Here is a 23,885-nt window from a genome sequence, read left to right on the forward strand (position 1 = left end):
TACATACTGGCTTCGAGCGTCCCAACCGCTGTTGCTGCCGCTGCGAGACAGGATGGTGGCATCCGCGCCGCTGCCAAGGCATATGACGTCAGTGGGGCCTCGGTTAGGCATGCTTATCCGGTGAGCTACTTCGCATTCCTATCTTTACCAAAGAGGGCTCGAAATGGCAGCCGCCGTTATATTACCCTTGACGATGAGACGGTACTGGCTTCCGCGCGTGCCGACCCTGCGGGCTTTAAGGTTCAGTGCGAAATGCTCCTTCGCCACCCTATACGCATTATCCGCAGGGAGCTCTTGGTTCAGCCAGCGGCCAGTCGTCGAGCTCGTAGAGCACGATGCACTCGCGCAGGCGTCGATGAAGAATTAATGGTCGTCGGCCGGGAAATTGTTGACGTCCGCGGCGGGCTTCGGTCCAAACTGGGTCGCGACACGCTAGGGCTAGGCAACAGGTCTGGCTTTTATTCACCTTGCCCGTGACCGCTCTCTCAGAGTTGCACTGCCGCCGCAGGAATATTTTCTCATCGATGACATTTTTGAGTGCTGTGGACAGGCTCCCTGTACCGCATTGATTTCTCTAATGGATCACGAGTTTTCGTGCTGTGGAGGACGCTTGAGCTGAGATGCCATCCGAAACATGCCGATTGACTCGCTTTTCGCATAGGAACAAAAGAGGAACATTCTCGCTTTTAACGAGATCGAAACCTGCTTTTGACGAAGGCCACAGATGGCGCAGCCGCGCGCGAACCTTACCCTCTCCGAGCTTCGAGACCGTATCCAGCATCTCGAAGGAACGGCTGGCCGCCGCAAGGTCGTCCTGCCGTTCGGGGTCGCCGAAATCGATGGACACCTTCCGGGCGGTGGCCTTTCATACGGAGCGTTGCATGAGGTCGCCGGCGGCGGGACAGGGACTGTCGATGGAGCAGCCGCAGCGCTGTTTGCGGCGGGAATCGCCGCCCGCACAAAGGGTAAAATCCTGTGGTGCCTGACAAGGCCCGACCTGTTTTTCCCGGCCATATCTCAGGCGGGTCTGCATGCCGACCGGGTGATCTTCTGCGAGGCCGACCGGGAAGAGGATGTGTTGGCTTCAATGGAAGAAGGCCTCGGTTTCGGTGGCCTTGGAGCGGTGGTCGGCGAGCTTGTACGTCTTCCCATGACAGTCTCGCGCCGTCTCCAGCTGGCAGCCGAAAAGACCGGCACGATGGGCATAGCGCTCCGGCGCTGGCGGCGGCAGACGGAAGCCTCGGACTACGGCCAGCCCACCGCTGCAACAACGAGATGGCGCGTGAGCGTCTTGCCGTCCGAACCGCTTCCCGTTGCCGGTGTCGGCCGGGCGCGATGGCTGGCGGAATTGATGCGTGTGAAGGCGGGCGAGTGTGCTGAGTTTGAAATAGGAGCCTGCGATGCCAAGGGTCGTATCTGTCTACTTCCCGCGTCTGGCCACGGATCGGATCAGACGGCATGGAGTAGAAGCCGTGCCAGCTGAACGCCCGCTCGTCGTCATCTCGAAGAGCGGCTCCAAGCGATGGATTTCTGCCGCAGACTGCAATGCGTCAAAGCTCGGTCTAAGAATCGGCATGCCCGCCAGCAAGGCTCAGGCGATGGTCGCCGATCTGGTCATGGTTGACGCGGCTCCTGGCGCGGACGCCGCCGCGCTCGAGCGGCTCGCCCTTTGGGCGCTCCGGCAGTACACGCCGGTGGTCGCCGTGGATGGGACAGATGGCTTCGTGATGGACACCGAGGGGGCGGATCATCTGCAGGGCGGCGAAGCCCTCCTCGTCAGCGGTCTGGTGAACAGACTGCGGGCGAAGGGATTGTCAGCGAAGGCAGCCGTAGCCGATACCTGGGGTGCGGCCCACGCGCTTGCGAGGCTTGCTTCGGACGAAATGACCGTCGTCCCCGTTGGAGCGGTTGCCAAAGCAGTAACCGAACTGCCGATCCACTGTCTCAGGCTGCCATCGGAAATGGTCCAGGGTCTGCGGGTGCTCGGTGTTGATACCGTCGGCCAGCTCTCGGCAATGCCGCGCGCACCCCTGACGCTTCGCTTCGGTCCGGAACCCGGCCGTCGCCTGGACCAGATGTTTGGCCGGATCGCCGAACCGATTGACCCGATCCGTACGCCGGACCTGGTCGAGGTATCCCGCAATTTTTCCGAACCGATCGGCGCGGCCGAAACCATCGCAAAATACACGCGCCGCCTCGTCGTGCAATTGACGGCCAGGCTGGAGGAGCGAGGGCTTGGCGTGCGACGATGCGACTTGATCATTCACCGCGTGGACAACATCAGGCAATGTCTGAGGGCAGGCCTCGCAAAGCCTGTCCGCGAGCCCGCCCGACTTTCGAAACTCCTCTGCGACCGCATCGAGAAGATCGATCCTGGCTTCGGAATCGAGAAGATGGCACTCATTGCCGTTATGGTCGAACCGCTGGAGGAGAAGCAAATCGCCTCCTCTTTGATCGAGGAGACGGTCGTCGATGTGACGCCATTGGTCGATATCCTCGGCAATCGCGGCCAGCGTCTCTATCGCGTCGCCCCCGTTGCTTCCGACGTTCCGGAAAGGTCCGTCAGGAAGATCAGTCCGACGGCAGATGAAACCGGAGAGAACTGGGCGGCGAAGTGGCCCAGGCCGTCACGTCTGCTTTCGACGCCCGAGCGGATCGAGGTGATTGCCCTGCTTCCCGACCAGCCACCTGCCGTCTTCTCCTGGCGCGGCAAGCGACGACGCGTAAAACGCGCCGACGGTCCAGAACGCATCTTCGGCGAATGGTGGCTTCGCCCCACGGAGATGTCCGCGGTTCGGGATTACTTCGTTGTCGAAGACGAGGTGGGCGAACGATACTGGATCTTTCGGGCCGGCGACGGTGTCGATGCGGAGACCGGCTCCCACCAGTGGTTCCTCCATGGAGTGTTCGGATGAGATACGCCGAGTTCCAGGTCACGACGCATTTCTCCTTCCTGCGAGGCGCCAGTTCCGCCGAGGAACTCTTTGCCACAGCCGCGGTCCTCGGTATCGATGCGCTCGGCGTCGTTGATCGCAATACTCTGGCAGGAATCGTGCGTGCCTGGGAGGCGGCGAAGACGACCGGCGTGCTGCTCGTTGTCGGATGCCGGCTGGACCTTTCGGACGGCATGTCGATCCTCGTTTACCCGACAGATCGTCCGGCTTACTCGCGGCTCTGCCGTCTGCTGTCGCTCGGAAAATCGCGGGGCGGCAAGGGAAACTGCGTTCTCGATTTCTCGGATCTGGCCCAGTACGCCGATGGCCTCATTGCAGTCCTGGTTCCGGACGAGGCAGGCGAGACCTGCGGCATGCAGTTGCGCAAGCTCGCCGAGCTCTTCGATGACCGTGCCTATGTCAGCCTCTGTCTCCGGCGTCGGCCGAACGACAGGCTGCGCCTCCATGGTATTTCGACCTTGGCGACCCGCTTCAAAGTTCGGACAGTTGTCACCAACGACGTGCTGTTTCACGAGCCTTCCCGCCGCCAGCTACAGGACGTCGTGACCTGCATTCGCAACAAGACAACGATCGACGATGTCGGCTTCGAGCGCGAGCGGCATGCAGACCGTTTCCTCAAGGCTCCCGAGGAAATGCATCGGCTGTTTGCCGAATACCCCGAAGCGTTGGCCCGAACGCGGGAGATTGCCGACCGCTGCCGTTTCGATCTGAGCGAACTCGAATATCAGTATCCCGAGGAGGCGATTGTTCCGGGCCTCGACGCCCAGCAGAGCCTTACGAAGTTCGCCTGGGAAGGGGCAGCCGAACGATATCCCGAGGGCATCCCCGGCAAGGTCAGGAGGGCAGTCCAGCATGAACTCGACCTCATCAGGGCCATGAAATACGCGCCGTACTTCCTGACGGTCTACAGCATCGTGCGGTTCGCCCGTTCCAAGGGCATTCTCTGTCAGGGCAGGGGATCGGCGGCAAACTCGGCTGTCTGCTATTGCCTCGGCATCACGTCGATCGATCCGGAAACCAATGATCTCCTGTTCGAGCGATTTGTGAGCCAAGAGCGCAACGAGCCGCCGGACATCGACGTGGACTTCGAGCACGAGCGGCGCGAAGAGGTCATCCAGTGGATTTACGAGACCTACGGCCGGAGCAAGGCCGCACTCTGCTCCACGGTCACGCGATACCGAACGAAGGGCGCACTGCGCGACGTCGGTAAGGCGCTTTCGCTTCCCGAGGACATGATCGCCCAGCTTTCATCCGGTGTTTGGGGCTGGTCGGAGGGCGTCAGCGAGAAGCATCTCAAGGAGAACAATCTCAACGCCTCGGACTACCGTCTGCGGCTGACCCTCGATCTTGCTCGGCAACTGATGGGTGCGCCCCGGCATCTTGGGCAGCATCCTGGCGGCTTCGTGCTGTCCCATGACAGGCTGGACGACCTCGTGCCGATCGAGCCGGCGGCGATGGACGACCGTCAGGTCGTCGAATGGGACAAGGACGACATCGATGCGCTGCGCTTCATGAAGGTCGACGTCCTGGCGCTTGGAATGCTGACCTGCATGTCCAAGGCCTTCGCGCTGATGGCCGAACACAAGGGTGATAACAAGGACCTTGCGTCAATTCCGCAGGAGGACCAGGCGACCTACGCGATGATCCGCAAGGCCGACACGCTTGGGACGTTCCAGATCGAATCGCGCGCCCAGATGTCTATGCTCCCGAGGCTGAAACCGAGGACGTTCTACGACCTGGTGATCCAGGTGGCGATCGTGAGGCCCGGGCCGATCCAGGGCGACATGGTGCATCCGTATCTCAGGCGGCGGGAAGGCCGGGAGAAGGTGGAGTATCCGACGCCGGAACTGGAGGCCGTGCTGAGCAAGACGCTTGGCGTGCCGCTTTTTCAGGAGAGCGCGATGAAGGTCGCGATGGTCTGCGCCGGCTTTACCGCGGGAGAGGCGGACCAGCTGCGGCGCGCGATGGCGACCTTCAAGCACACGGGAGGGGTTTCGAAGTTCAAGGACAAGCTGGTGTCCGGCATGGTGAAAAACGGATATTCGACGGAATTCGCTGAAAAGACCTTTAGTCAGCTCGAAGGTTTCGGCAGTTACGGTTTTCCAGAGAGCCACGCGGCGTCTTTTGCACTGATCGCTTACGCCTCAAGCTGGGTGAAATGCCACCATCCGGACGCCTTCTGCGCGGCTCTCCTGAACTCTCAGCCGATGGGTTTTTACGCTCCGGCCCAGATCGTTGCCGACGCCAGGGCTCACGGGATCGAGATCAGACCCGTTTGCGTAAATCAGTCCCGCTGGGATTGCACCCTGGAAGACGTGCCGGGTTCGCGTCATCTCGCTGTTCGCCTTGGGTTGCGGATGGTGCGGGGTTTGGCAACGGCAGACGCCGCGCGGATCGTCGCGTCCCGCGCCGGCCAGCTTTTCATCTCGGCCGATGACATATGGCGGCGATCAGGCGTGCCCACGGCCTCTCTGGTCAAGCTTGCCGAAGCGGACGCTTTCCTCCCGTCGATGGGCCTTGAACGGCGCGAGGCGCTCTGGGCGATCAAGGCGTTGCGCGACGAACCGCTCGAACTATGGGCCGCGGCGGCGGAGCGGGAAGCGAGGGTGATCGCGGAAATGCAGGAACCCGAAGTCACGCTGAAATCGATGACGCAGGGCATGGAGGTCGTGGAAGACTACAGTCACACAGGTCTGACCTTGCGTCAGCATCCGGTGTCCTTCCTTCGTGATGACCTCAGGAAACGGAGCATTGTCACCTGTGCCGAGGCGATGGTCGGGCGGGACGGGCGCTGGCTGATGACGGCGGGACTGGTGCTCCTGCGCCAAAGGCCTGGATCGGCCAAGGGGGTGATGTTCATGACGCTGGAGGATGAGACCGGCATCGTCAACGCCGTCATCTGGCCGAGCCTATTTGAAAAACAGAGGCGGGTCGTGTTGTCCGCCACGATGCTCGCCATCAACGGCAAGATCCAGCGCGAGGGGGACGTCGTCCATCTAGTCGCTCAGCGGCTGTTCGACCTGTCGTCCGATCTCAGAGGCCTTGGCGAGCGCGACGAAGCGTTTCCGGTGCAACATGGTCGCGGTGACGGTGTCGTCCACGGAAGCGGTTCGCCGGATTCACGGGATCGACAAAAGCCTTTGGCTCCGCCGCGAGATATTTACGAACCCGATCGGCACATCGACACGCTGAAGATCAAATCGCGGAACTTCCATTGATCGAAGATGCGCCGGGCGGTTTGCTATCGCGGCCGAGGCAGGCGCAATAGTTGGCGGGTGTCGGTATTTTGGCCACAGGCGCGTGCAAGAGAGAGCGGACACGGTAGGAGGTATCGTGGTCCACGCGAAAAACGCTCCAGCAGGCTTTGAAAGGGCTTTGATTTTGAAGCGGGCGCGCTAATCGCGCGAGAATGCGGTTGCTATTCGCGTCGGCCCGCCTTCATGAGTGCTGGTGGCGGACAATTCACTCATAGCAGTGGGCCGTCCGGCGCCTGTCAGAAATTTGGGAAAGGAATGACGCTTCCTATTGAAAATAGCCTTTCGTACCTTGTGCTTGTCAGAGGCAAACGGAGCCAAAGACAAGCCGGCAGAGATTAGTCTGGACAACCCCTCTCCGCCGGCCCGGTCAACTCAAGACAAGGACAAATACCATGAAGACGCTTCTCGCGGCTACCCTGGCCGCTGTGACTTTTTTGACCGCCGACGCAACGCAGGCTGCCAATAATCGCTTCGAACTCCATAACTACAGTGGCGAGGATGTTGTCGAAGTCTATATCCGCGGCCCTGCCACGGAGTGGAGCGATGACCTGCTTGGCCCAACCATTTTGGAATACGGGGACTCGCTGGACATAGAGCCGCTCGGCCATCAATGCGACTTCGATGTGACGCTGGTAACGTATGACGGCTTGGAGCACGTGTTCCACCAGTACGTCTGCAACATCTCCGACGTGGAGCTTACCAGCTACAGTGGCAATGGCTTCCGCTTCGTCACTTATTGATGTAAAAACGAAGAGCGCGATCTACGTCGCGCTCTTCGTGCAGGCGGGGGAGGGGGGATGTACCGTCGTCGTTGGCTGCTCAGCACCTTTGTCACTGGATACCTCGCAGGAGCGTGTTCCGCTCATCCAGCGGAGCAACTCGCAAATCCCTTTGGCGGTATGCCGCCGGAGTTTAGCCGTGGGGATGAGCCGGCATATCAACGGACCCGGGAGTGGCAGGGCGAGCTCTTCAATCTTCGCAGGACGTTTTCGCTCGTCATTTCGAGATTCAGCGATGGGAGCGTTGATCGGACTTTGAGCGTAACAAGCCGCTCTGCTGACAACGACGTTTATTGTCTGGGATATCCGAACTTCAAGTTCACCGGAACGACCCTCACTATTCAGCCCCACGTTGGCGGCTGTTGGAATACTGTGGGTGCCGGAACCATTCAGAACGAATATGGCGGACATGTTGACCTTGGCGGATCAAGGTATGGCTCGTTTGTATGCCTGTTAGCCGCAGGTAGGGGAACTTGCACCTACACTTCCAGATCGACAGGCAAGAAGCACAAATTCGAAATTACCGAGACAGAGGATTCGGAAGCTTGCTCCGCAGGCGGCTTTGAGAGGGATTGTTGATCAACAAACTCGCTTGCGCGGCTACAACTTCGCGTGATGTCTCGATAAGACGCTTATACCGCTCATAATCTTGCTCTTTCGGATGCACGTAGCGGGTCTCAGTTTCCTCTTTGGTGCCGCACAGAGCGACCGGGACAAGGCGCGGTGCGAAGATTTGTTCGCCGATTCTGCCAATCGTGTACAAGCCTCCATGCATGGTCCTGGTGAAATCCATCACTCCCAGGATGTTGAGATTATGAAGTCCGCCGGCGTTGGAAACTATGAAGATGTGTGGCACCCTTTTAGGCATGGAGATGTAACCGAATTGCTTGAATTCGCTCTCAGCGATGCCTTTGTGCTGTATTTGCAGGCATGCATTCTCCTCGGACCAATCAATCCTCATCGAGTAGCAGTGAATGGTGGCCACATCCTCAAACGAGTAGCGTAGATATTCGAACGTGCCTTGGTAGCGCTCCGCTTCCTCAAACGTGTAGCTGCCATAGCGCTCACTCGATACACGAGAGCGAAATCGAACTCCGGTGCTTTTTTCAACTTTGGCCAAACCCTTTTCGGTGAAGAGACCAGTCACCATTTTGTTCACATTGCTGAGGGAGGTGCCTGTCTTATGCGCAAAACCTTCCCTGCTAAGCTTTCTCTCCACGATGTAACGTTGGATGGCCTGGCCTATTCTCTTCTTCTCGTCGTGATCCATTTGCATCTCATTTTCGTAGCGTTGAGATGATTTTCTTGGCTCCAGTTATCCTTCACCTCTTGCTTGAGGAAGGCGGAACCGTGCGAATTGGAAAAAGCATGATGGAGCCGCGCGGCTTACCGTCTGCCGAATCTTTGATGGGTAACACACCGCGTGCCGGGGCCGCGGAACCCATGCTCTGGACCAAATCCGCTATGTTCTTCGGAGAGGAGGGGCGCGTCGCAGAGCGCAAACCTTTCTGCGCGAGAAAGCTCAGGTCCAGCGTCCGGGTAAGCGGGCGAGCCTCGGTAAATACGACCACAATAAACTCATTGCCGTAGGTTGTCTCCGTGAATTCAAGAGACTCCTCATCGAACAACGCCGATGGTTGAAGTCGTTCACTTTGAATATGCGAGATGGAATAGTCACTCCCAATGTAAATAATATTCATGTCGACCATGCTGCGAGTTTTGTTCATTGCTTGCACGCGGACCATATCGCCTGGCGTAGCTACAGTCATGCCGCTGGTTGTAATTCCCACCGTTTCGCCAGTCACTTTCGCTCTCATCGTCAGCTTCAGCTGGATTTCCTCGGCAGTGTAATCGGAGCTTTGGCTAATCTTATATAGGCTTGTCGCGCGATAGATGCTTGTCAGGTATCGAGTAATAGTATCGCGGAGAGTCTCTTGGGAGCGACCCTCTATCGCGATCGAAGGAGGTGTTCGGCCAACGTCCAGAGAAGCTTCACCGGATTCAGGCAGGAACCATAGCGCCGGACGCCGGTTCGCACCCAAAGTGGCACCCCTCAGGTCGCTCTCGTCAAACACAGCTAAGCGAAGATCAGCTGGTATACCGGGCTGCACAATTTCAATGCTAAGTTGTGAGGTTTCGTCAACGACAATGGCATCAAGCAACTCGTTGACTTTCGCAAAACTGTCGGGGTAATCGCCAGTATCGGCCGGTCGCGCTACCTTGAGTGTGAAATCGTATGCGCGCTCAACGAGGCGAACATAACTACTTGGCGGAATCTCGCGGAGTGTCCTAATCATTTTCGTTGTGGTCTGAGCCTCGCCAGCTTTCTCGGCAGAAGCATCCTTCACCTGCGATGAAGACAAAACAACTTGGCTCGAGAAGCTGTCGGCGCTCGTCACCTCGACAAAACCAATTGCGTTCTGGGTTAAAGATGCGGGCTTATCAACGATCGCCAGTCGAGTTCCAACTGCCAGACCATCCAGCAAACCGGCTTGTACTGTCGCATGGTCCTTGGCCAATTTGATTGGCCACTGAGGGACAAAGTTGCCGAGGTTGTCTCCGAAGACGGACGCGTCTAAATCACCTTCGAACAAAGGCGTGGTGCTGTTGCGGTTGATGCTCGCATAGTACTGCAGAATACTATCTGCAAGTTGGCGATACGTAACATTGGGATTCTCGGCCAGCTTCGAGAACAGAGTGTAAGTGAATAGGCCAAAAATCGGAGATCTCGTTTCCGGTAAAGGCATTTCCGGAGTAGTTTCATTCGACTGTGCGGCAAAGAAGGCAACCAATCCACCCGCCTGCGAGATATTAGCGGCTGCTTCGTCTGGTACTTCCACCTCCCAGAACTTTAGCGCCCGCTGGCGTTCGCTCGCCCGCAACACTTGCTGCGGCATACCCACCTCCTCCGGCCCAATTTTTCGGATTTTGGTACTGTCAACGGGCGCAGCGCGCGTAGCCGTTCCAGAGTTGCACGTATCAAACACGGCCCAAATGAACGCGCCTTTCTCACGTATCTTATTGAGCTTCTGGCCGATCTCGCCATCGACTATCGCATTGTCCAAGCGCTTGGTTTCATCAACCCAGTGCCCGGTATCCTTCGGAAGAAAGATCTCATCAAGACCATCTGTTTCGGACGAGTCATCTGAGGGTTGCTGGAAGCCATGTCCGGAAAAGTGGATGTAAACAAAATCACCACTGCCAACCTCCCTCCCAAGAGTATCCAGCGTTGAGAGGATTGACGCGCGAGTGGGCTCCCCGGCTCCATTCACGTTGTCCGCCAAGAGTGTAACATTTGTTGGCTCAAAGCGGACAGGAGATCGCTTCGTGAGATACTCGCGCACTAATGTTGCATCGTTCCTTGGGCCGACAAGCCAATTGGACTTCGGAAGTTTAGGGTATTCAGTGACGCCAACAATGACCGCGTAATTGGTTTGAGCGGAAGCCGGAGACGTCATAACAAGTGTTGCAAACAGCACCGAGCTCGCGGCGCCTAGCAGCGTGGTTCTCAGGGAACTTGATAACACGATGTGGTCTCCTCTACGCAACCAAATGTGGCTCGTTAGTTTCGGAGCGAGTGTCTACGCATTTGTATACTAATGCGTGAATTGCTTCACCGTCGAAAAGGAGTATCAACCATGCCAAATTTGGGTGACTGATGGATCGAGTCGATCAGTTCAGCCATGGCCGTCACGAGGCTGCGCGGAGAACGCACTGTCCGCCTCAGCCGACCATTATGACGGAGGCGCCATGAGAAGAACGGCGGTCGTGAAATATCTAAAGTCTGCTGACGTCTAAGCACAATGCATATGCCTGCCTAATCCTATTTAGCAATTGATTGAAAACGAGCCAGGGTCGTTAATCCATAGACCAGACCTGCGGTCGTTTCTCGAAACGGACAAGGGCCGGGTCGCGATCAGTCGTACCCTTCCCATGGGCCGAAACGCTGGGGCGGCACAGGCGACGTTCAAGGGCATGGACGAGCATGCCGGGGGGTATGACATGCAGTGCCTTCGCATCGCCCTGACGATCCTATTGGTGCTGATGTGCTCGCAGGCGCTCGCTGAGAAGCGCGTGGCGCTGGTCATCGGTAATTCTGCCTATCAGCATGTGCCGATGTTGCCGAACCCTGGGAACGACGCAGGCGACATGGCGGCCAAGCTGCGGGATCTCGGCTTCGAGGTTGTCGTCGGTAGCGACCTCGATCTCGCCGGCGTCAGGCGCACGATCAGCGATTTCGTCGGCAGCCTCGATGGTGCCGACATCGCTCTATTCTACTATGCCGGCCACGGTCTGCAGGTGAATGGAGAGAACTATATCGCGCCTGTCGATGCGAAGCTTCTTTCGTATATCGACCTGGAATTCGAGGCGGTGCCGATGGACTTGATCCTGTCAGCCATGGAACGCACGACGCGCGTCAATCTCGTGTTCCTCGACGCCTGCCGTGACAATCCGCTGGCGGTCAATCTCGCCCGCTCCATGGGAACACGCTCTTTCTCGGTCGGCCGTGGGCTTGCCAAGGTTGGAAGTGGTGTCGGCTCTCTCATCGCCTTTGCCACCCAGCCTGGCAACGTGGCGCTCGATGGCGAGGGCCGCAATTCTCCCTTTTCCGCTGCACTTCTGCGTCACCTCGGCAAGCCCGGCCGGGATATTACCCGTGAATTGATCGACGTTCGTCGCGACGTGCTCGAGGCGACGCATGGAAAACAGGTGCCTTGGGACAATTCCTCGCTTACTGGCGAGGTAGTACTGAACCCCGTGGCGAAGCTGGGGCCCGCGATAGCCGATACCGGCAGAACGGACAATGCCGCCGAGCTTGCCTTCTGGGACACGATAAAGGCGTCGACTGACCGGGATTTGTTCGATGCCTATCTGCAGCAATATCCGAACGGACTCTTTGTCTCACTGGCGAAGGCAAAAATCCGGATTATTGAAAGGGCAGCAGCGGAGCAGCCCGCCGCTGAGGCGAAGGCCGCTGCAACCGTGCAGCAGCCCGCACGGGCTGACGTCGATCTGTCAACCGCCGAGAAGCAGTTGGCTGCACTTGCCCCCCCGAGTACGGGCGGCGCGACCCCCGATGCCGGAGCGCCGGACCGCGAACTGGTGCGCTCGATCCAGAAGGAACTGAACCGCGTTGGCTGCGGTGCCGGCAGCGAGGACGGGCTTTGGGGTGACGGCAGCCGTCGGGCGCTGGGGCAGTTCGCCAGACGCAGCAAGGTCGAGCTTGCGGCACTTGAGCCTTCAGGCGATGTGCTTGAGCGGCTTCGCACGCAGAAGTCGCGGATCTGTCCGCTCGTTTGCGCCCAGAACCAGCAGGAGAGAAACGGCCGCTGCGCCGAGATCAAGGCGCCGGCGAAGCGCACGTTGCAAAACGCGATCACTCCGCCGACCGCCCCCCCAAAGACCTTCGGCAACTGCCCGGCCGATGCTCACATCGCTGCCCGTGAGACCTTCTCGCGCGGCACGGGCCGTGGTCGGACTTTCAGGACCGCCACGCATTCCTGTGGCCGCGGCCTTATCTGCCGCCGTGCGGCGCGCGGCATGCAATGGCACTGCAATTGGAGTTAGCCCGGGAAAGGCATGCAAAGGAGTTGAGCACGATCGGTCTTGGCGAGACGGCGGGTTGCGTCATTGTTGCAAACGTTTAGCTGAATCAGGGGTGCAATTACTGGCCGCGCAAGTATGGGGTTCGTCGTCATGCGTACAGCCAAGGCGACGCGCCCATTTCTTTGAAGGGAACTTTTCTTTTTTCTAAAATTCACGCACAATTAGGCGTTTCAGGGTTGGGAGGGGAGAATGAAGAACGTTCGCCATGCGTCCGCTGTGTCTTGGATCCATTTTCTTAAATCATTGCCTAAATCCATCGCTTTGTCCGCTACGTTAGTGGCGACGGTGTCCGTTGCAAGCGCCGCTGAATCTCAGTTCGTCAACAAGGCGATGGAACGATTTCGGGTCGCCTACAACGCACCCTACGACTCTGTTCCGAAGGCACGGGCAGGAAAGGAGCGGGACAGGGTTATTGGCGGCATTCCTGCAAAAAAGGGTGAGTGGCCTTTCCAGGTTGCGTTAATGCGCAGCGAGTATTTGGACGATAGTGCAATGTCGCAATATCAAGCGCAGTTCTGCGGCGGGTCCCTTATCGCTTCACAATGGGTACTCACTGCGGCTCATTGCGTTGATAATGACGGCGAAGTTCATGCTAACCGGGACATCACCATACTTGTCGGCGCGACGACGCTGACAGATGGTGTCAGGTACGAAGTGGCCGAGATCAAGATGCATCCGGGTTACGATCCTCAAACAATGAGCTATGACGCTGCGTTGATCCGACTCGCTGAGCCATCCGATGCGGTTGCGACCACAATCGGATCGGCCGAAGGCAGGGGCAAAGCTACGGTCGTAGGCTGGGGACTAACAGACGAGGGAGCAAGTCCTATAGACCTTATGCAAGCGGAAATTAGTATCGTCCCGAACGATGCTTGCAATGCCGGACTCAAAAATCTGCTAAAGCAGGAGGCTGAAAAAGAAGCTGCCGCGGCGGGCGCAACTGAAGTGTTCAACATCAGCAACATTGCGGATCCACTCGACGAATCTATGATCTGTGCGGGTGTCGCCAATGGCAAGCGAGACAGTTGCCAAGGAGATAGTGGCGGGCCGTTGATTGCGGGTGCCGGCCGCAATACCATTCAGATTGGGATCGTCAGTTGGGGGATGGGGCCATCAGATGCAAATCTTCAATGTGGTCACGAGGGGCTCTATGGTGTTTATACCGACGTCGGGGATGTTGCTGATTGGGTAAATGAAAGCATACATTAGCCCGGGCTTCAAAGGTGTACGATGTCGAAGCGGTTACTAGGTATTGACCTTCCGGGCCCGGACCGGCAAGGGCAGCGCGCAAGAGGCTTTCCAGCGTCTCGGCTCACTGTGACTGACGTTGCGCTCCCTCGATAAAATTGTCGGCAAGCTCCAGACCCGCATCCTCGATTAGGTGTTTGGCGGACCGGCGCGGAAGAACTCGCCACGGTTCTCGGCCTGTCGGTTTCCGAACTTCTGGCCCTTGCTTCCCTTCAGTGCTTGGGTCTTTCAGTTTCGGGGCATCGCGGCCCAGTATGAGAAAACTCGCGCCCTTCTCGGGGCCATCAAGCTCGCTGTCACTCGACCTTATGATCCTTCGACCAGCGAGAATGGCGTTCGAGGTGAATTCCGTGCCGTGATCGGAGACGATCATACCGGGTTTGCCACGCCGCTCGATTATCGCTGTCAGTTCGCGAGCAACACGACGGCCGGAGATCGAGGTGTCGGGGACGCCGCCAGGCATTCACGCGTCACGTCGTCGACGACGTTGAGAACGCGAAAGCGTCTGCCGCAGACAAATTGGTCATGCACGAAGTCCAGCGACCCGTCGTCCATCTGGTCGTGCAGCGGCTGTTCGACCTGTCGTCCGATCTCAATGGTCTCGGCGAGCGTGACGGAGCGTTTCCGTTGCCACATGGTCGCGGTGACGGGGTCGCCCACGGAAGCGGTTCGCCGGATTTACGGGATCGACCAAAGCCCTTGGCACCGCCGTGAGATGTCTCCGAACCCGATCGGCTCATCGACATGCGGAAGATCAAATCGCGGAACTTACATTGGTCGACAAGGGCGTCGACGGGCAGCTGTGAATTCCTCAGATCTGGAATTTCCGCTGATATTTGATCCGCCATATCCAAGGCACGTCTCGGATCTTTCTTTGAGATCCAATATTCCACGCGCTGCTTTCCACGCAGATCGTTAAAGCTTTGCTCGCGGCCAGAAGCTTGACCGCTTTCTCGAGGTGCCCCCGTAGCTGTTTATAGGCGGTGACCATATGCGGGGTGTCACGGCTCTCGATCAACATGGGATCGATGAAGGGCTTGCTGTCCGAATTGAGAACGGGATCGAAAAGTCCCGCTTTGTTTGAGAAAATAGATACGGCCTTACCAGTTTACTTGGCAGCGCGTGCCTTTCCACCCAAACCCACGCGGAAGGTAGTGTCCCGCATACTTACGCGCAATAGATCGGTCCCTTTAGTTAGGTGCTAATTCGGAAAAATCCCAGGCGCCAGGCACATGACCGCGACTGCATCATTTAGTCATCTCTAATTGATAAAGTTGAAATAATGGAGAAAAGAAGAGATGGCTGGGGAACCTGCATTCTCACATGATTTCAATGGCTTATCGAAGTCGCCTTGAAATTCCCTCTGTTTTCCCGTCGTGAGCGAACGTGGATGCCACCTTTGTGCCTGAGGATCGGTCTTCAGTGGGCACTGCTCGCCCGCGCAAGTTCCGCCAAATAGACGTTGCAGATGGCCGCGACCGTTTGATGGAGATGCTCCGTTCGCTCAAGTAGCCAGCCTAGCGCTTCTTCGGTGATCTCGAAGTGCTTCGAGTAGCGCGCCTTCACGTAGGCTTCGTTGAGGATGTTGTACCAGGCGGTATAGCGGTGCTGGTCGCGCGGCCAGGCGTCGATCAGCCGGCGGTCCTGGTCTTCCGCCAGGCCCCGGAGGAACTTCAGATTGTGCGACGGCGGGCTGTAGTTGGTGAGGGTTAGGAGCAAGCATGAGTAAGCGGCTTCGACCGCTTGGTGCAGTTCGAATGCTGCGTGACCGAGTTGGCCTTTCTTGAGCAGATATTGGGTGGTGTCCAGGAAGCTCAGTGCTGAGGGAAACTTGTTCTCGAAATGCTCCTTTGCCACCCTATAAGCATCGACCGCGGAGAGTTTTCTCGGTTCAGCCAACGGCCGGTCATCGAGCTCGTAGAGCACGATGCCCTCGCGCAGGATGTCGACGAAGAAATACTGACCGTCGGCCAGGAAGTTATTCACCTCCCGGGCGCCATGGACGATCAGTCCGACCGGCGTCTGCACATCCTTGTCCCACAGCAGCCGGTCGGTAGCTTTGTCCCAGTATTGCGGTTCAGCCAGCTGCTTGGAATTGACCAGCACCAGGATGTCATAGTCGGAGCGGTAGCCCTTCATCGTTTGCGGCTCGTCGACCCAGCTGCCGCGGGCATAGGAGCCGAACATGATGATCTTTAAGATCCGGCCGCGCTTCTTGAAGGCGGCCGACGTGCCTGACAGTGCATCGGCGAACTCCTCATGGATGATCGCAACGACGCGGGCAAGCTCGCGCTGCTTTTCTTCCGGCAGATGTTCCAAGGACGATCGCATGGGTCCATCGATAGGCCAAAGACGATTCGCCGTCTACTACTGGAAATTATAGGAATCGCGGCGGCTCGCGAGCCGACGCACTCTCCTGCGCCTAGTGGGGTGGGGTGATCCTTTGCTTTTTTAGGGGGCCGGGCTGAAGCTAGGCGGCTCGCGCGGCACTACCGTGACGCCACCCAGTCGTGCCAATCGCCTTCGTCACCATGGAAGACGTTCAGGTCGATCCGGCCATCGACGCCGTGTGACAGGCCGGAGCCAGAATACTGCCAAAAAACCCATTTCCGTTTCGGGTAGACCTTGGACGGGTGAGCCGCCACCGAGCGCAGCCAGAAGGGATAATCGAGAAACGCGCCCTTCAGGTTGTCGCGGTAGAAGTCCGGCGCCGTATAGATGATCGGACGCTGGCCGTAGTGCCGCTCGAGCTTGTCCATGAAGACCTGCATTTTTTCCAGCACCCGCTCGCGCGAGGGCCGCCGCTTGCAGCTCGATTCACCGTTCCACTCGACGTCGATCACCGGCGGAAGAGCGCCCGCTTCCTTCGGAACGTTGCGGATGAACCAGTCGGCCTGTTCGCCTGCCGTGCGGCACCAGTAGAAGAAGTGATAGGCGCCGCGCTTCAAGCCGGCCTCCTTGGCCCTACGCCAGTTCTTCTTGAACATCGGATCGAGATGATCGCCGCCGTCCGTCGCCTTGATATAGGCGAAGTTCGCCCCCTGCCTCCGGAGCCTTTCCCAATCGATCTCCGCCTGCCAGCGCGAAACGTCGACGCCATGCACGGCAAGCTTTCTGGGCGATATGGACCCGAAATTGATCGGCTTGGCGTCGCGGAACCCGTAGCTGTAAATCTGCGAGCGCGTCTGCGGAGCTGCCCTCATTTCAGGCTTGTCCGGCGCCAGCATGGCAATCGGCCGTTCTGAAGGGATGGGCGCGCCAACGGTTCTTGAAGCCGGCGTGAACGCCTGCGGCTGCGGCACCGATCCCGCCCAGGCCAACGTCTCCTGCGGCGGATTGCCCTGCAGGGCGACGTCGCCGACATTGGCGGCAGGGACGGGCACGGTTGATTGGGCAACCGAGCCCGTGGTCTCCTCAGATGGCCGCCCGGCCTGAACGGTCGCAGGACGAGAATTGGCGGCGCAACCGGCCAATGTCAGGCACGCAAAAAAGATTGCTGTCACATTCGATAGACGCATAAGAACCCGTACGCAAAACAACTGCCGCCGACGCCAACCCCATGCCGCCGGGACCGGCTGGCGTGAATGGCTAACGGAAAATTACCAAAAAAGACTGAATACAATCTTTATTGCCAAGGTTAACGGCGCGCGCATGCTTGCGAGTGCGTCATAGGAATTCTAGCCCAGGAATTTCTCTGTCAGCCGCGCCCACATGGCGGCACCAACCGTGAGGTTTTCGTCTGCAAAGTTGAATTTCGAGCTGTGCAGGATCTCCGAGTTCAGACCGTTGCCAAGGCGCAGGAAGCAGCCCGGCTTGTGCTCGAGAAAATGGGAAAAATCCTCGCTTCCCGGGATCAGGGGGCACGTTAAGACCTGGTCCCGGCCGACGAGCTCCTCCGCAATGCCGCGGGCAAACTCGGTTTCCTTCTCGGAGTTGATGACGACCGGGTGGCCACGCACATAGTCGACCTCGGCCCTGGCGCCATAGCCTTCCGCGACGCTCGCCGTCAGTCTACGGATCCTCCCTTCCAGAATGTCCCTGATCGCCGGTTCGAAGGACCGGACACTGAGCAAGAGCGTTGCGATGTCAGGAATGACATTCGAGGCCTCGCCGGCATGGATGGAGCCGACGGTAACGACTGCCGTTTGTGTCGGATCGATGCTGCGCGAAACGACCGACTGCAGAGAGACGACGAGATTGCAGGCAATGACGACCGGGTCCACCGTCAGATGCGGCCTGGAGGCGTGGCCGCCTTTTCCCTTGATGGTGATTTTTACGGTGTCGGCAGCTGCCATCAGTGGGCCGGAACGCAAAAGCCAGGTGCCTTCCTGCGCGCCGGGGTGATTGTGCAGCCCGAAAATCGCATCGCACGGAAAGCGTTCGAACAATCCGTCGGCGATCATCGCTTCAGCACCGCTTGCGGTGCCGGCTTCCTCGGCGGGCTGAAAGATCAGGTTGACCGTTCCGTCAAAACGGCGGGTGCGCGCCAGATATTCCGCAGCCCCAAGCAGCATCGTCGTGTGGCCGTCGTGACCGCATGCATGCATCTTGCCGGCTGCCCGGCTCGCATAAGGCAGGTACGTTTCTTCTTGGATCGGAAGGGCATCCATGTCGGCGCGGATCGCAATACTGCGCGGGCTGCTGCCCACCTTGAGACGAGCGACGACACCGTGGCCGCCGACATTGCGGAAAACCTCGTAGCCCCAGGATTCCAGTTTTTCGGCGACGAAGCGTGCCGTCTCGACCTCTTCGAACGACAGTTCCGGATTGGCGTGAAGATGCCGGCGGGTCGCCACAAGCTCTTCCTTGATCGGCTCGAAGTCGGAGATGCGGGCAAAAGCGTTGTCGCGTGTCATCAGTCAGTTCCGATAGCTAGAATGAACGGGATGGTCGCGCCGCGGTTTGGCGGCACGGGCAGAATGCGGAGCGTACAGATTGCCCGGCTAGATGAAGCGCGCGAGAAAGCTTCTCGTGCGTTGATGCTGCGGATTGCCGAGGACATCTTCGGGCTTGCCGTGTTCGACGACTTTGCCGCCATCCATGAAGATGACCCGGTCGGCCGCTTCGCGCGCAAAACCAATCTCGTGAGTGACGACGATCATGGTCAATCCCTGGCTTGCCAGGTCCCGCATGGTGGAAAGGACCTCACCGACGAGTTCGGGATCGAGTGCGGAGGTCGGCTCGTCGAACAGCATCAGCTTCGGCTTGATCGCCAGAGCCCGTGCGATCGCCACGCGCTGCTGCTGGCCGCCGGAAAGCTGGCGCGGATAACTGCCGGCTTTTTCCGAGAGGCCGACGCGCTCCAGAAGCATCAGCGCATTTTCCGTTGCGGCCTTGCGGCTTTCGCCGTGGATGCCAACCGGCGCCTCGATGATGTTTTCGAGCGCGGTCATGTGCGGATAGAGGTTGAACTGCTGGAAGACCATGCCGATCTTGCGCCGCTGTGCAGCGATTGCATTGTTGGAGAGCTTCTGAAGCCGGCCCTTTCGCAATCGATAACCGATCTGCTCTCCATCGACCATGATCGAGCCCTGATTGATGGACTCCAGATGGTTGATGCAGCGCAGGAAGGTCGATTTGCCCGAGCCGGAAGGCCCGAGGATAACCACGACCTCGCCAGGGGCGACGTCAAGATCGATCCCTTTCAAGACTTCAAGCTGGTCGAAGGATTTGTGAACATTGCGTGCATGGACGAGCGGTTCGACAGTTGCAAGGGCATTCAATGGCTCGCCTCCTGTGCGATGACGGGTGAGGGGGTATCGGGTACGATCGGCGTGCCCGCCTGTCCGGCAGGTTTCGCCGCGCTGCCGGAGCGTCTGTCGCCTCTGCTGTAGTAGCGCTCGATATAGCCCTGGCCGATGTTGAGGATCGAGGTGATCAGCAGGTACCAGACCACGGCGACGAGCAGCATCGGAATGATCTCGAACGTGCGGTTATAGATCGACTGGACCGAATAGAGCAGATCCGCCATGGCGATCACGCTGACGAGAGAGGTCGCCTTGATCATGCTGATGAGCTGGTTGCCGGTTGGCGGAACGATGGAGCGCATCGCCTGCGGGATGATGATCCTGCGCAGTGCGCGTGCCCGCGTCATGCCAAAGGCTTCCGCCGTTTCCGCCTGGCCCCTGTCGACGGAGAGAAGGCCGCCGCGGATGATCTCGGCCATGTAGGCCGCCTCGTTGAGCGCCAGGCCGACGATTGCCGCCGTCATCGGCGTGATGACGGAATTGGTGTCCCAACTCGCCAATGTCGGTCCGAAAGGCACGGTGATCGAAATCGACGGAAAGAGCGTCGACAGGTTGTACCAGAAAATAAGCTGCACCAGGAGCGGCGTGCCGCGGAAGAACCAGATGTAGAGGCCGGCAAGGGAATGGGCGAGCCGGTCCGTCGACAGCCGCGCAATGGCAAGCAGCAGGCCGAGCGCTATGCCGATCAGCATGGCAACAACGGTCAGTCCGAGGGACACGTAGAGACCGCTGATGACCGTCGGGTCAAAGAAATATTGTGCGACGACCGGCCAGCCGAAATTCTCGTTGTTTGCAACGATCCAGCCAAAATCGGCCGCAATGCCCAGTGTCAGCGTCCAAAGGACCAGGCGATCGATGCGAAACGGCTTGTGCGCGTTGACGACGTCACGGGGATCCGCACCGCCCGAAGGCGATGCGCTTTTGTCGTTGTTGGCGCTCATTTTGGCAATGTCCCGCCGAGATTGATGCCCGGCTCTTTGATCATGTTGTTCTCAAGACCCCATTTCTTCATGACTGCCGCATAGGTGCCGTTGTCCATCAGAACTTTCATGCCGTCGTGCAGCACGGGTCCAAGCGGCGATCCCTTCGGCACGACGGCGCCCTGATAGAGATTTTCAAAGCCGTTTTTCTGGCCGACGCCGGTGAGTTCGAGCTGGCCATTGGACTGCGACACGAAATAGGTGAGGGGAGCCTGGGAGGAGAAGAATGCATCGGAGCGCTTGGACCTGACGGCAAGGATCGAGCTCGGCTGGTCGGTGAAGGATTGAACCTCGATCGCCTCCTTGCCGTCGGTCTTGCACTTTTCGGCCTGGACCTTGATGACCTTCTCCGCCGATCCACCAGCCATGACGGCAATGCGCTGTCCGCAGGCAGTCTCCAGCGAGGTTATCCCGTTCGGATTGCCCTTGTGCACGGCAAAGACGACGAATTCCTGCACCCAGTCGACGAAATCGTTGGCCTCTTCGCGGCTCTTGAAATCGCCGACAGGACCGAAGGCGAATTGATAGCGGCCGGAATTGACGCCGGCGAGGAGTGCCGGCAGGCCACCGACGGTTGCGTGCTCGATCGTAACGCCGAGCACCTGGCCGAGCGCGTCCGTGAGGTCGGCGCTCGCTCCTTCCATCTTCGTTCCGGTGACGATCTCGTAGGGCGGAAAGGAGCCGTTGTTGACCGAGATCATCTTGCCGGCGGTCTTGATCTCCTCGGGAAGCTTTGCCCGCAGTTCCTCGTTGACGGTGAGCTTCGGAAGCGTTGCATCCTCGGCCATGGCCATTCCAGTGAGCAGGGCGCTCGCAAGAGCGAAGGAGGTGATGGATTTCAATGGCATTTCTTATTCCCCTTTTTGGTTTGTATGGATGAAGGTTCAGGATTCGGCTGCGGCAAGCTGCGGGCGATCTGAAGACGTCTGTAGCGGAAAAAGCTCTGCCGGCGTGAGCGCTCGCGGCAGGATGCCCTGCGCGTGCAGCTCCCGGGCGAAATCGGCAATCATCGCACGGTTGGCATCAAGGCCGCTTTCGTCCCAGTCCGGTGGCAGATCTGCCGAGACCCTCAAGAGCTCATCGAGCATCCACGGCGTGGTGTCGGCATATTTGCGGCGCTTCGTCGTCCAGACGCGCTTGGATTCATCGATCAAGGTGCTGAGTTCTTCGAGGAGCCATGGATGTTCCGCCGCGACCGTCGCCTTGACGCCGATGAGATGCATGCCCGGCACATAGCCGACGTCGTCGAAATATTGGCGTTCGGCACCGCGAAAATCTGCAAGCACCTGGCGGAACGGCGAATCTTTATCGAAAAAGCCCTCGGGCATGAAGGGTGTGAAGACGGCATCCAGTCCGCCCTCTTTCAGGAGGTCCACCATCGGCCGCTCGCCAGGTGCTGCCTCGATGCGTCCCGGGCGGCCAAAGCCGTCGAGACGATCGGTGACAGGGTGGGCTTCCGTCAACCGGCCGGCAAACCACATCGCATCCTCGACGCCGACACCTTCACGGCGCAAGGCTGCGCGCGTCCAGGTGTTTCCGGAATCGCGCCATCCGGTCACACCGATCCGCTTTCCGGCAAGCTGGCTTAGTTCCGTGATCGGGCTTTCCTTCATCGTGATGATGCAGCGATGGCGAAAGCCTCGCATGATGAAGTTCGGGATGCCGATCACAGTCTCGTCGCCGTCGGCGCGAAGCTGGGTATATCGGCTGAAGGACATTTCCGCCGCGTCGTGAGCGTCGTCCTTTCCAATATGGGAGATGAGCGTGCCAACCCTTTCGACCTTCACGTCGAGGCGGGGTGACGAGACCTCTCCCAACACCAGCGGGGTCATGTAGTCCCAGTCGCGCAGGGCCAGCCGTATCGTTACAGTCATGCATTTCGCTCGCAAAGAATGGTCATTTCTGCTCGTAAATAAATGTTCAATTTGCCTCGATCAAATGTTATTACGTTATTGAACATTTAATCTTGGTGCAAAATATGAACGAAACACGAAATGCCGATTGGTTTGCCGAAAAGTTAAGCGACAAGTCCATTCGCGGAATTGCGTTGGAAACCAGCGCCATGATCCGCGCCGGCGCGCTTCCCGTCGGAACCAAGCTGCCCGCGATCCGCGACCTTGCCTTCGCGCTTGGCGTCAGCCCCGCGACGATCTCTGAGGCCTGGAGCGAGCTGCGCCGCCAGAAGATCATCAGCGGGCGCGGCCGCAATGGCACCTGGATCAGCGGCGATCGGTTCGTTGCCAAGCCCGAAAGGCTTGCAAGTTCCGGCAACTACGGCGAGGGCGTACTCGACCTCACGGCGGCGGTCCCGGATGTAAGCCTGCTGCCGCCCCTGGCAGACGCCCTGACATACGGCGCCTCGGCGGAAAACCTCAACAGCTACGAACGCAGCCGGATCCTGCCGGAGCTCGAAGCGGCCGTGCGGCGCGACTGGCCCTACGAGCCGGAGGCCTTTCTTGCAACAAACGGCGGATACAACGCCGTCTATACGCTGTTGCATGCGTTAGTGATGCCGGGCGCTTCGGTCGCAATCGAAAATCCGACGGCCATGCGCCTTCTCGATATCCTCGAGGATCTGGGCGTGCGCATCCTGCCCGTTCAGTGCGACAGGGACGGCCCCCTGCCGTCGTCGCTCGAAGCGGCCATGAAATATCGCCCCGTTGCATTTCTGTTTCAGCCGCGGCTTCACTCGGTGACCGGCCAAAGCGTCAGCAAGGCCCGCCTGGAAGCTCTGGGAAACGTTTTGGCGGGGAGCGACACGCTGATCATCGAAGACGATGGCGTGGCCGACATTTCTGGCGCACCCAAGCATTCCTTGGGAGGGCGCTATCCGGACCGGGTCATACACATCCTGTCTTATTCGAAGACGCTGGGTCCGGACCTGCGTCTTGCCGTGCTGTCGAGTTCCCGGGCGATCGTGGAGCAGATTCAATCCTATCGGAGCTTCAGCGCCGGCTGGACCAGCCGGATTCTGCAAGCGGCGGCAGCGTGGCTGCTCCGCGATCCTAGAACCGACGAAATCCTTACCCGCGCGCGCGATATCTATCAGCAGCGCCACGATGAGCTGACGAATGCGCTGCGCGAGCGCGGCGTAGAGGTGGATGATGGAGCAGGCCTCTGCGCCTGGGTTCCGGTCTCCTCAGAGCCTTTTGCGATGGTCACCTTGGCGGCGCGAGGGATCGCAGTTCACCCCGGCGCAAAGTTCTCGATCCTACCCAGCAATCATATCAGGGTCGCAACGGGCAATCTTTCGGATCGTAGCAGCGAGGTCGCCGACGGCATCGCGCTGGCCTGCACGACCGGCTGATCCTGG

16 protein-coding genes and 1 pseudogene are annotated in these 23,885 nt (G+C 58.9%); 7 read left to right on the top strand and 10 right to left on the bottom strand.

Annotation, left to right across the window (positions count from 1 at the left end; all coding sequences use genetic code 11):
- Positions 1–724: 724 nt before the first annotated feature.
- From ACZ9DP_RS04970 to ACZ9DP_RS04985, 4 genes are all read left to right on the top strand, one after another.
- The gene (locus tag ACZ9DP_RS04970; RefSeq protein WP_476200554.1) at positions 725–1,483 is read left to right on the top strand and encodes an ImuA family protein; all 759 of its coding nucleotides are present in this window, start codon (positions 725–727) and stop codon (positions 1,481–1,483) included.
- Positions 1,401–2,915 (top strand): Y-family DNA polymerase, encoded by a 1,515-nt coding sequence (locus tag ACZ9DP_RS04975; protein ID WP_476200556.1) that lies wholly within the window; start codon positions 1,401–1,403, stop codon positions 2,913–2,915. The genes ACZ9DP_RS04970 and ACZ9DP_RS04975 overlap by 83 nt, the downstream gene beginning before the upstream one ends.
- Entirely contained in the window at positions 2,912–6,172 is a 3,261-nt protein-coding gene (locus ACZ9DP_RS04980) for an error-prone DNA polymerase (RefSeq protein ID WP_476200557.1), read from the top strand. Before ACZ9DP_RS04975 ends, ACZ9DP_RS04980 begins: the two co-directional genes overlap by 4 nt.
- A 431-nt stretch (positions 6,173–6,603) precedes the next feature.
- A complete protein-coding gene (locus ACZ9DP_RS04985; RefSeq protein ID WP_476200559.1) occupies positions 6,604–6,951 on the top strand; it encodes a hypothetical protein in 348 nt (115 codons plus the stop codon).
- Positions 6,952–7,510: 559 nt separating this feature from the next.
- On the opposite strand, the gene ACZ9DP_RS04990 is transcribed toward ACZ9DP_RS04985, so the two are convergent.
- Positions 7,511–8,260: a hypothetical protein gene (locus ACZ9DP_RS04990; protein WP_476200561.1), complete on the bottom strand. Its 750-nt coding sequence runs from the start codon at positions 8,258–8,260 to the stop codon at positions 7,511–7,513.
- Between the two features lie 52 nt (positions 8,261–8,312).
- Positions 8,313–10,517 carry a caspase family protein gene (locus tag ACZ9DP_RS04995; protein WP_476200562.1) on the bottom strand — a complete coding sequence of 735 codons (2,205 nt, stop codon included), beginning with the start codon at positions 10,515–10,517 and terminating at the stop codon, positions 8,313–8,315.
- Positions 10,518–10,923: 406 nt separating this feature from the next.
- Here ACZ9DP_RS04995 and ACZ9DP_RS05000 point away from each other — a divergent pair, with 406 nt between their 5' ends.
- Positions 10,924–12,558: a caspase family protein gene (locus ACZ9DP_RS05000; RefSeq protein WP_476200563.1), complete on the top strand. Its 1,635-nt coding sequence runs from the start codon at positions 10,924–10,926 to the stop codon at positions 12,556–12,558.
- Positions 12,559–12,786: 228 nt separating this feature from the next.
- Positions 12,787–13,806, top strand: coding sequence for a S1 family peptidase (locus ACZ9DP_RS05005; protein WP_476200564.1), 1,020 nt, complete (start codon positions 12,787–12,789; stop codon positions 13,804–13,806).
- A gap of 338 nt (positions 13,807–14,144) precedes the next feature.
- Here the strand turns inward: ACZ9DP_RS05005 and ACZ9DP_RS05010 are convergent.
- The 8 genes and pseudogenes from ACZ9DP_RS05010 to ACZ9DP_RS05045 form a co-directional block, all read right to left on the bottom strand.
- Positions 14,145–14,388 (bottom strand): annotated as a pseudogene (locus ACZ9DP_RS05010) (DDE-type integrase/transposase/recombinase); the annotation flags it as partial.
- An 876-nt stretch (positions 14,389–15,264) separates the two neighbouring features.
- The gene (locus ACZ9DP_RS05015; protein WP_476200566.1) at positions 15,265–16,176 is read right to left on the bottom strand and encodes a nucleotidyltransferase and HEPN domain-containing protein; all 912 of its coding nucleotides are present in this window, start codon (positions 16,174–16,176) and stop codon (positions 15,265–15,267) included.
- 158 nt (positions 16,177–16,334) lie between these two features.
- Positions 16,335–17,363 (bottom strand): glycoside hydrolase family 25 protein, encoded by a 1,029-nt coding sequence (locus ACZ9DP_RS05020; RefSeq protein ID WP_476200567.1) that lies wholly within the window; start codon positions 17,361–17,363, stop codon positions 16,335–16,337.
- A 159-nt stretch (positions 17,364–17,522) separates the two neighbouring features.
- Entirely contained in the window at positions 17,523–18,701 is a 1,179-nt protein-coding gene (locus tag ACZ9DP_RS05025; RefSeq protein ID WP_476200569.1) for a M20 aminoacylase family protein, read from the bottom strand.
- Between the two features lie 87 nt (positions 18,702–18,788).
- Positions 18,789–19,568 carry an amino acid ABC transporter ATP-binding protein gene (locus ACZ9DP_RS05030; RefSeq protein ID WP_239603308.1) on the bottom strand — a complete coding sequence of 260 codons (780 nt, stop codon included), beginning with the start codon at positions 19,566–19,568 and terminating at the stop codon, positions 18,789–18,791.
- Positions 19,565–20,533, bottom strand: a complete 969-nt coding sequence (locus ACZ9DP_RS05035; RefSeq protein ID WP_239603311.1) for an amino acid ABC transporter permease — start codon at positions 20,531–20,533, stop codon at positions 19,565–19,567. The genes ACZ9DP_RS05030 and ACZ9DP_RS05035 overlap by 4 nt, the downstream gene beginning before the upstream one ends.
- Positions 20,530–21,420: an ABC transporter substrate-binding protein gene (locus tag ACZ9DP_RS05040; RefSeq protein WP_476200571.1), complete on the bottom strand. Its 891-nt coding sequence runs from the start codon at positions 21,418–21,420 to the stop codon at positions 20,530–20,532. The genes ACZ9DP_RS05035 and ACZ9DP_RS05040 overlap by 4 nt, the downstream gene beginning before the upstream one ends.
- A gap of 36 nt (positions 21,421–21,456) precedes the next feature.
- A complete protein-coding gene (locus ACZ9DP_RS05045) occupies positions 21,457–22,446 on the bottom strand; it encodes a substrate-binding domain-containing protein (protein WP_476200572.1) in 990 nt (329 codons plus the stop codon).
- 104 nt (positions 22,447–22,550) lie between these two features.
- Between ACZ9DP_RS05045 and ACZ9DP_RS05050 the strand changes: the two genes are divergently transcribed.
- Positions 22,551–23,879 (top strand): aminotransferase-like domain-containing protein, encoded by a 1,329-nt coding sequence (locus ACZ9DP_RS05050; RefSeq protein WP_476200573.1) that lies wholly within the window; start codon positions 22,551–22,553, stop codon positions 23,877–23,879.
- Positions 23,880–23,885: the final 6 nt, after the last annotated feature.

The organism is Rhizobium sp. USDA 4016 (assembly GCF_056279705.1).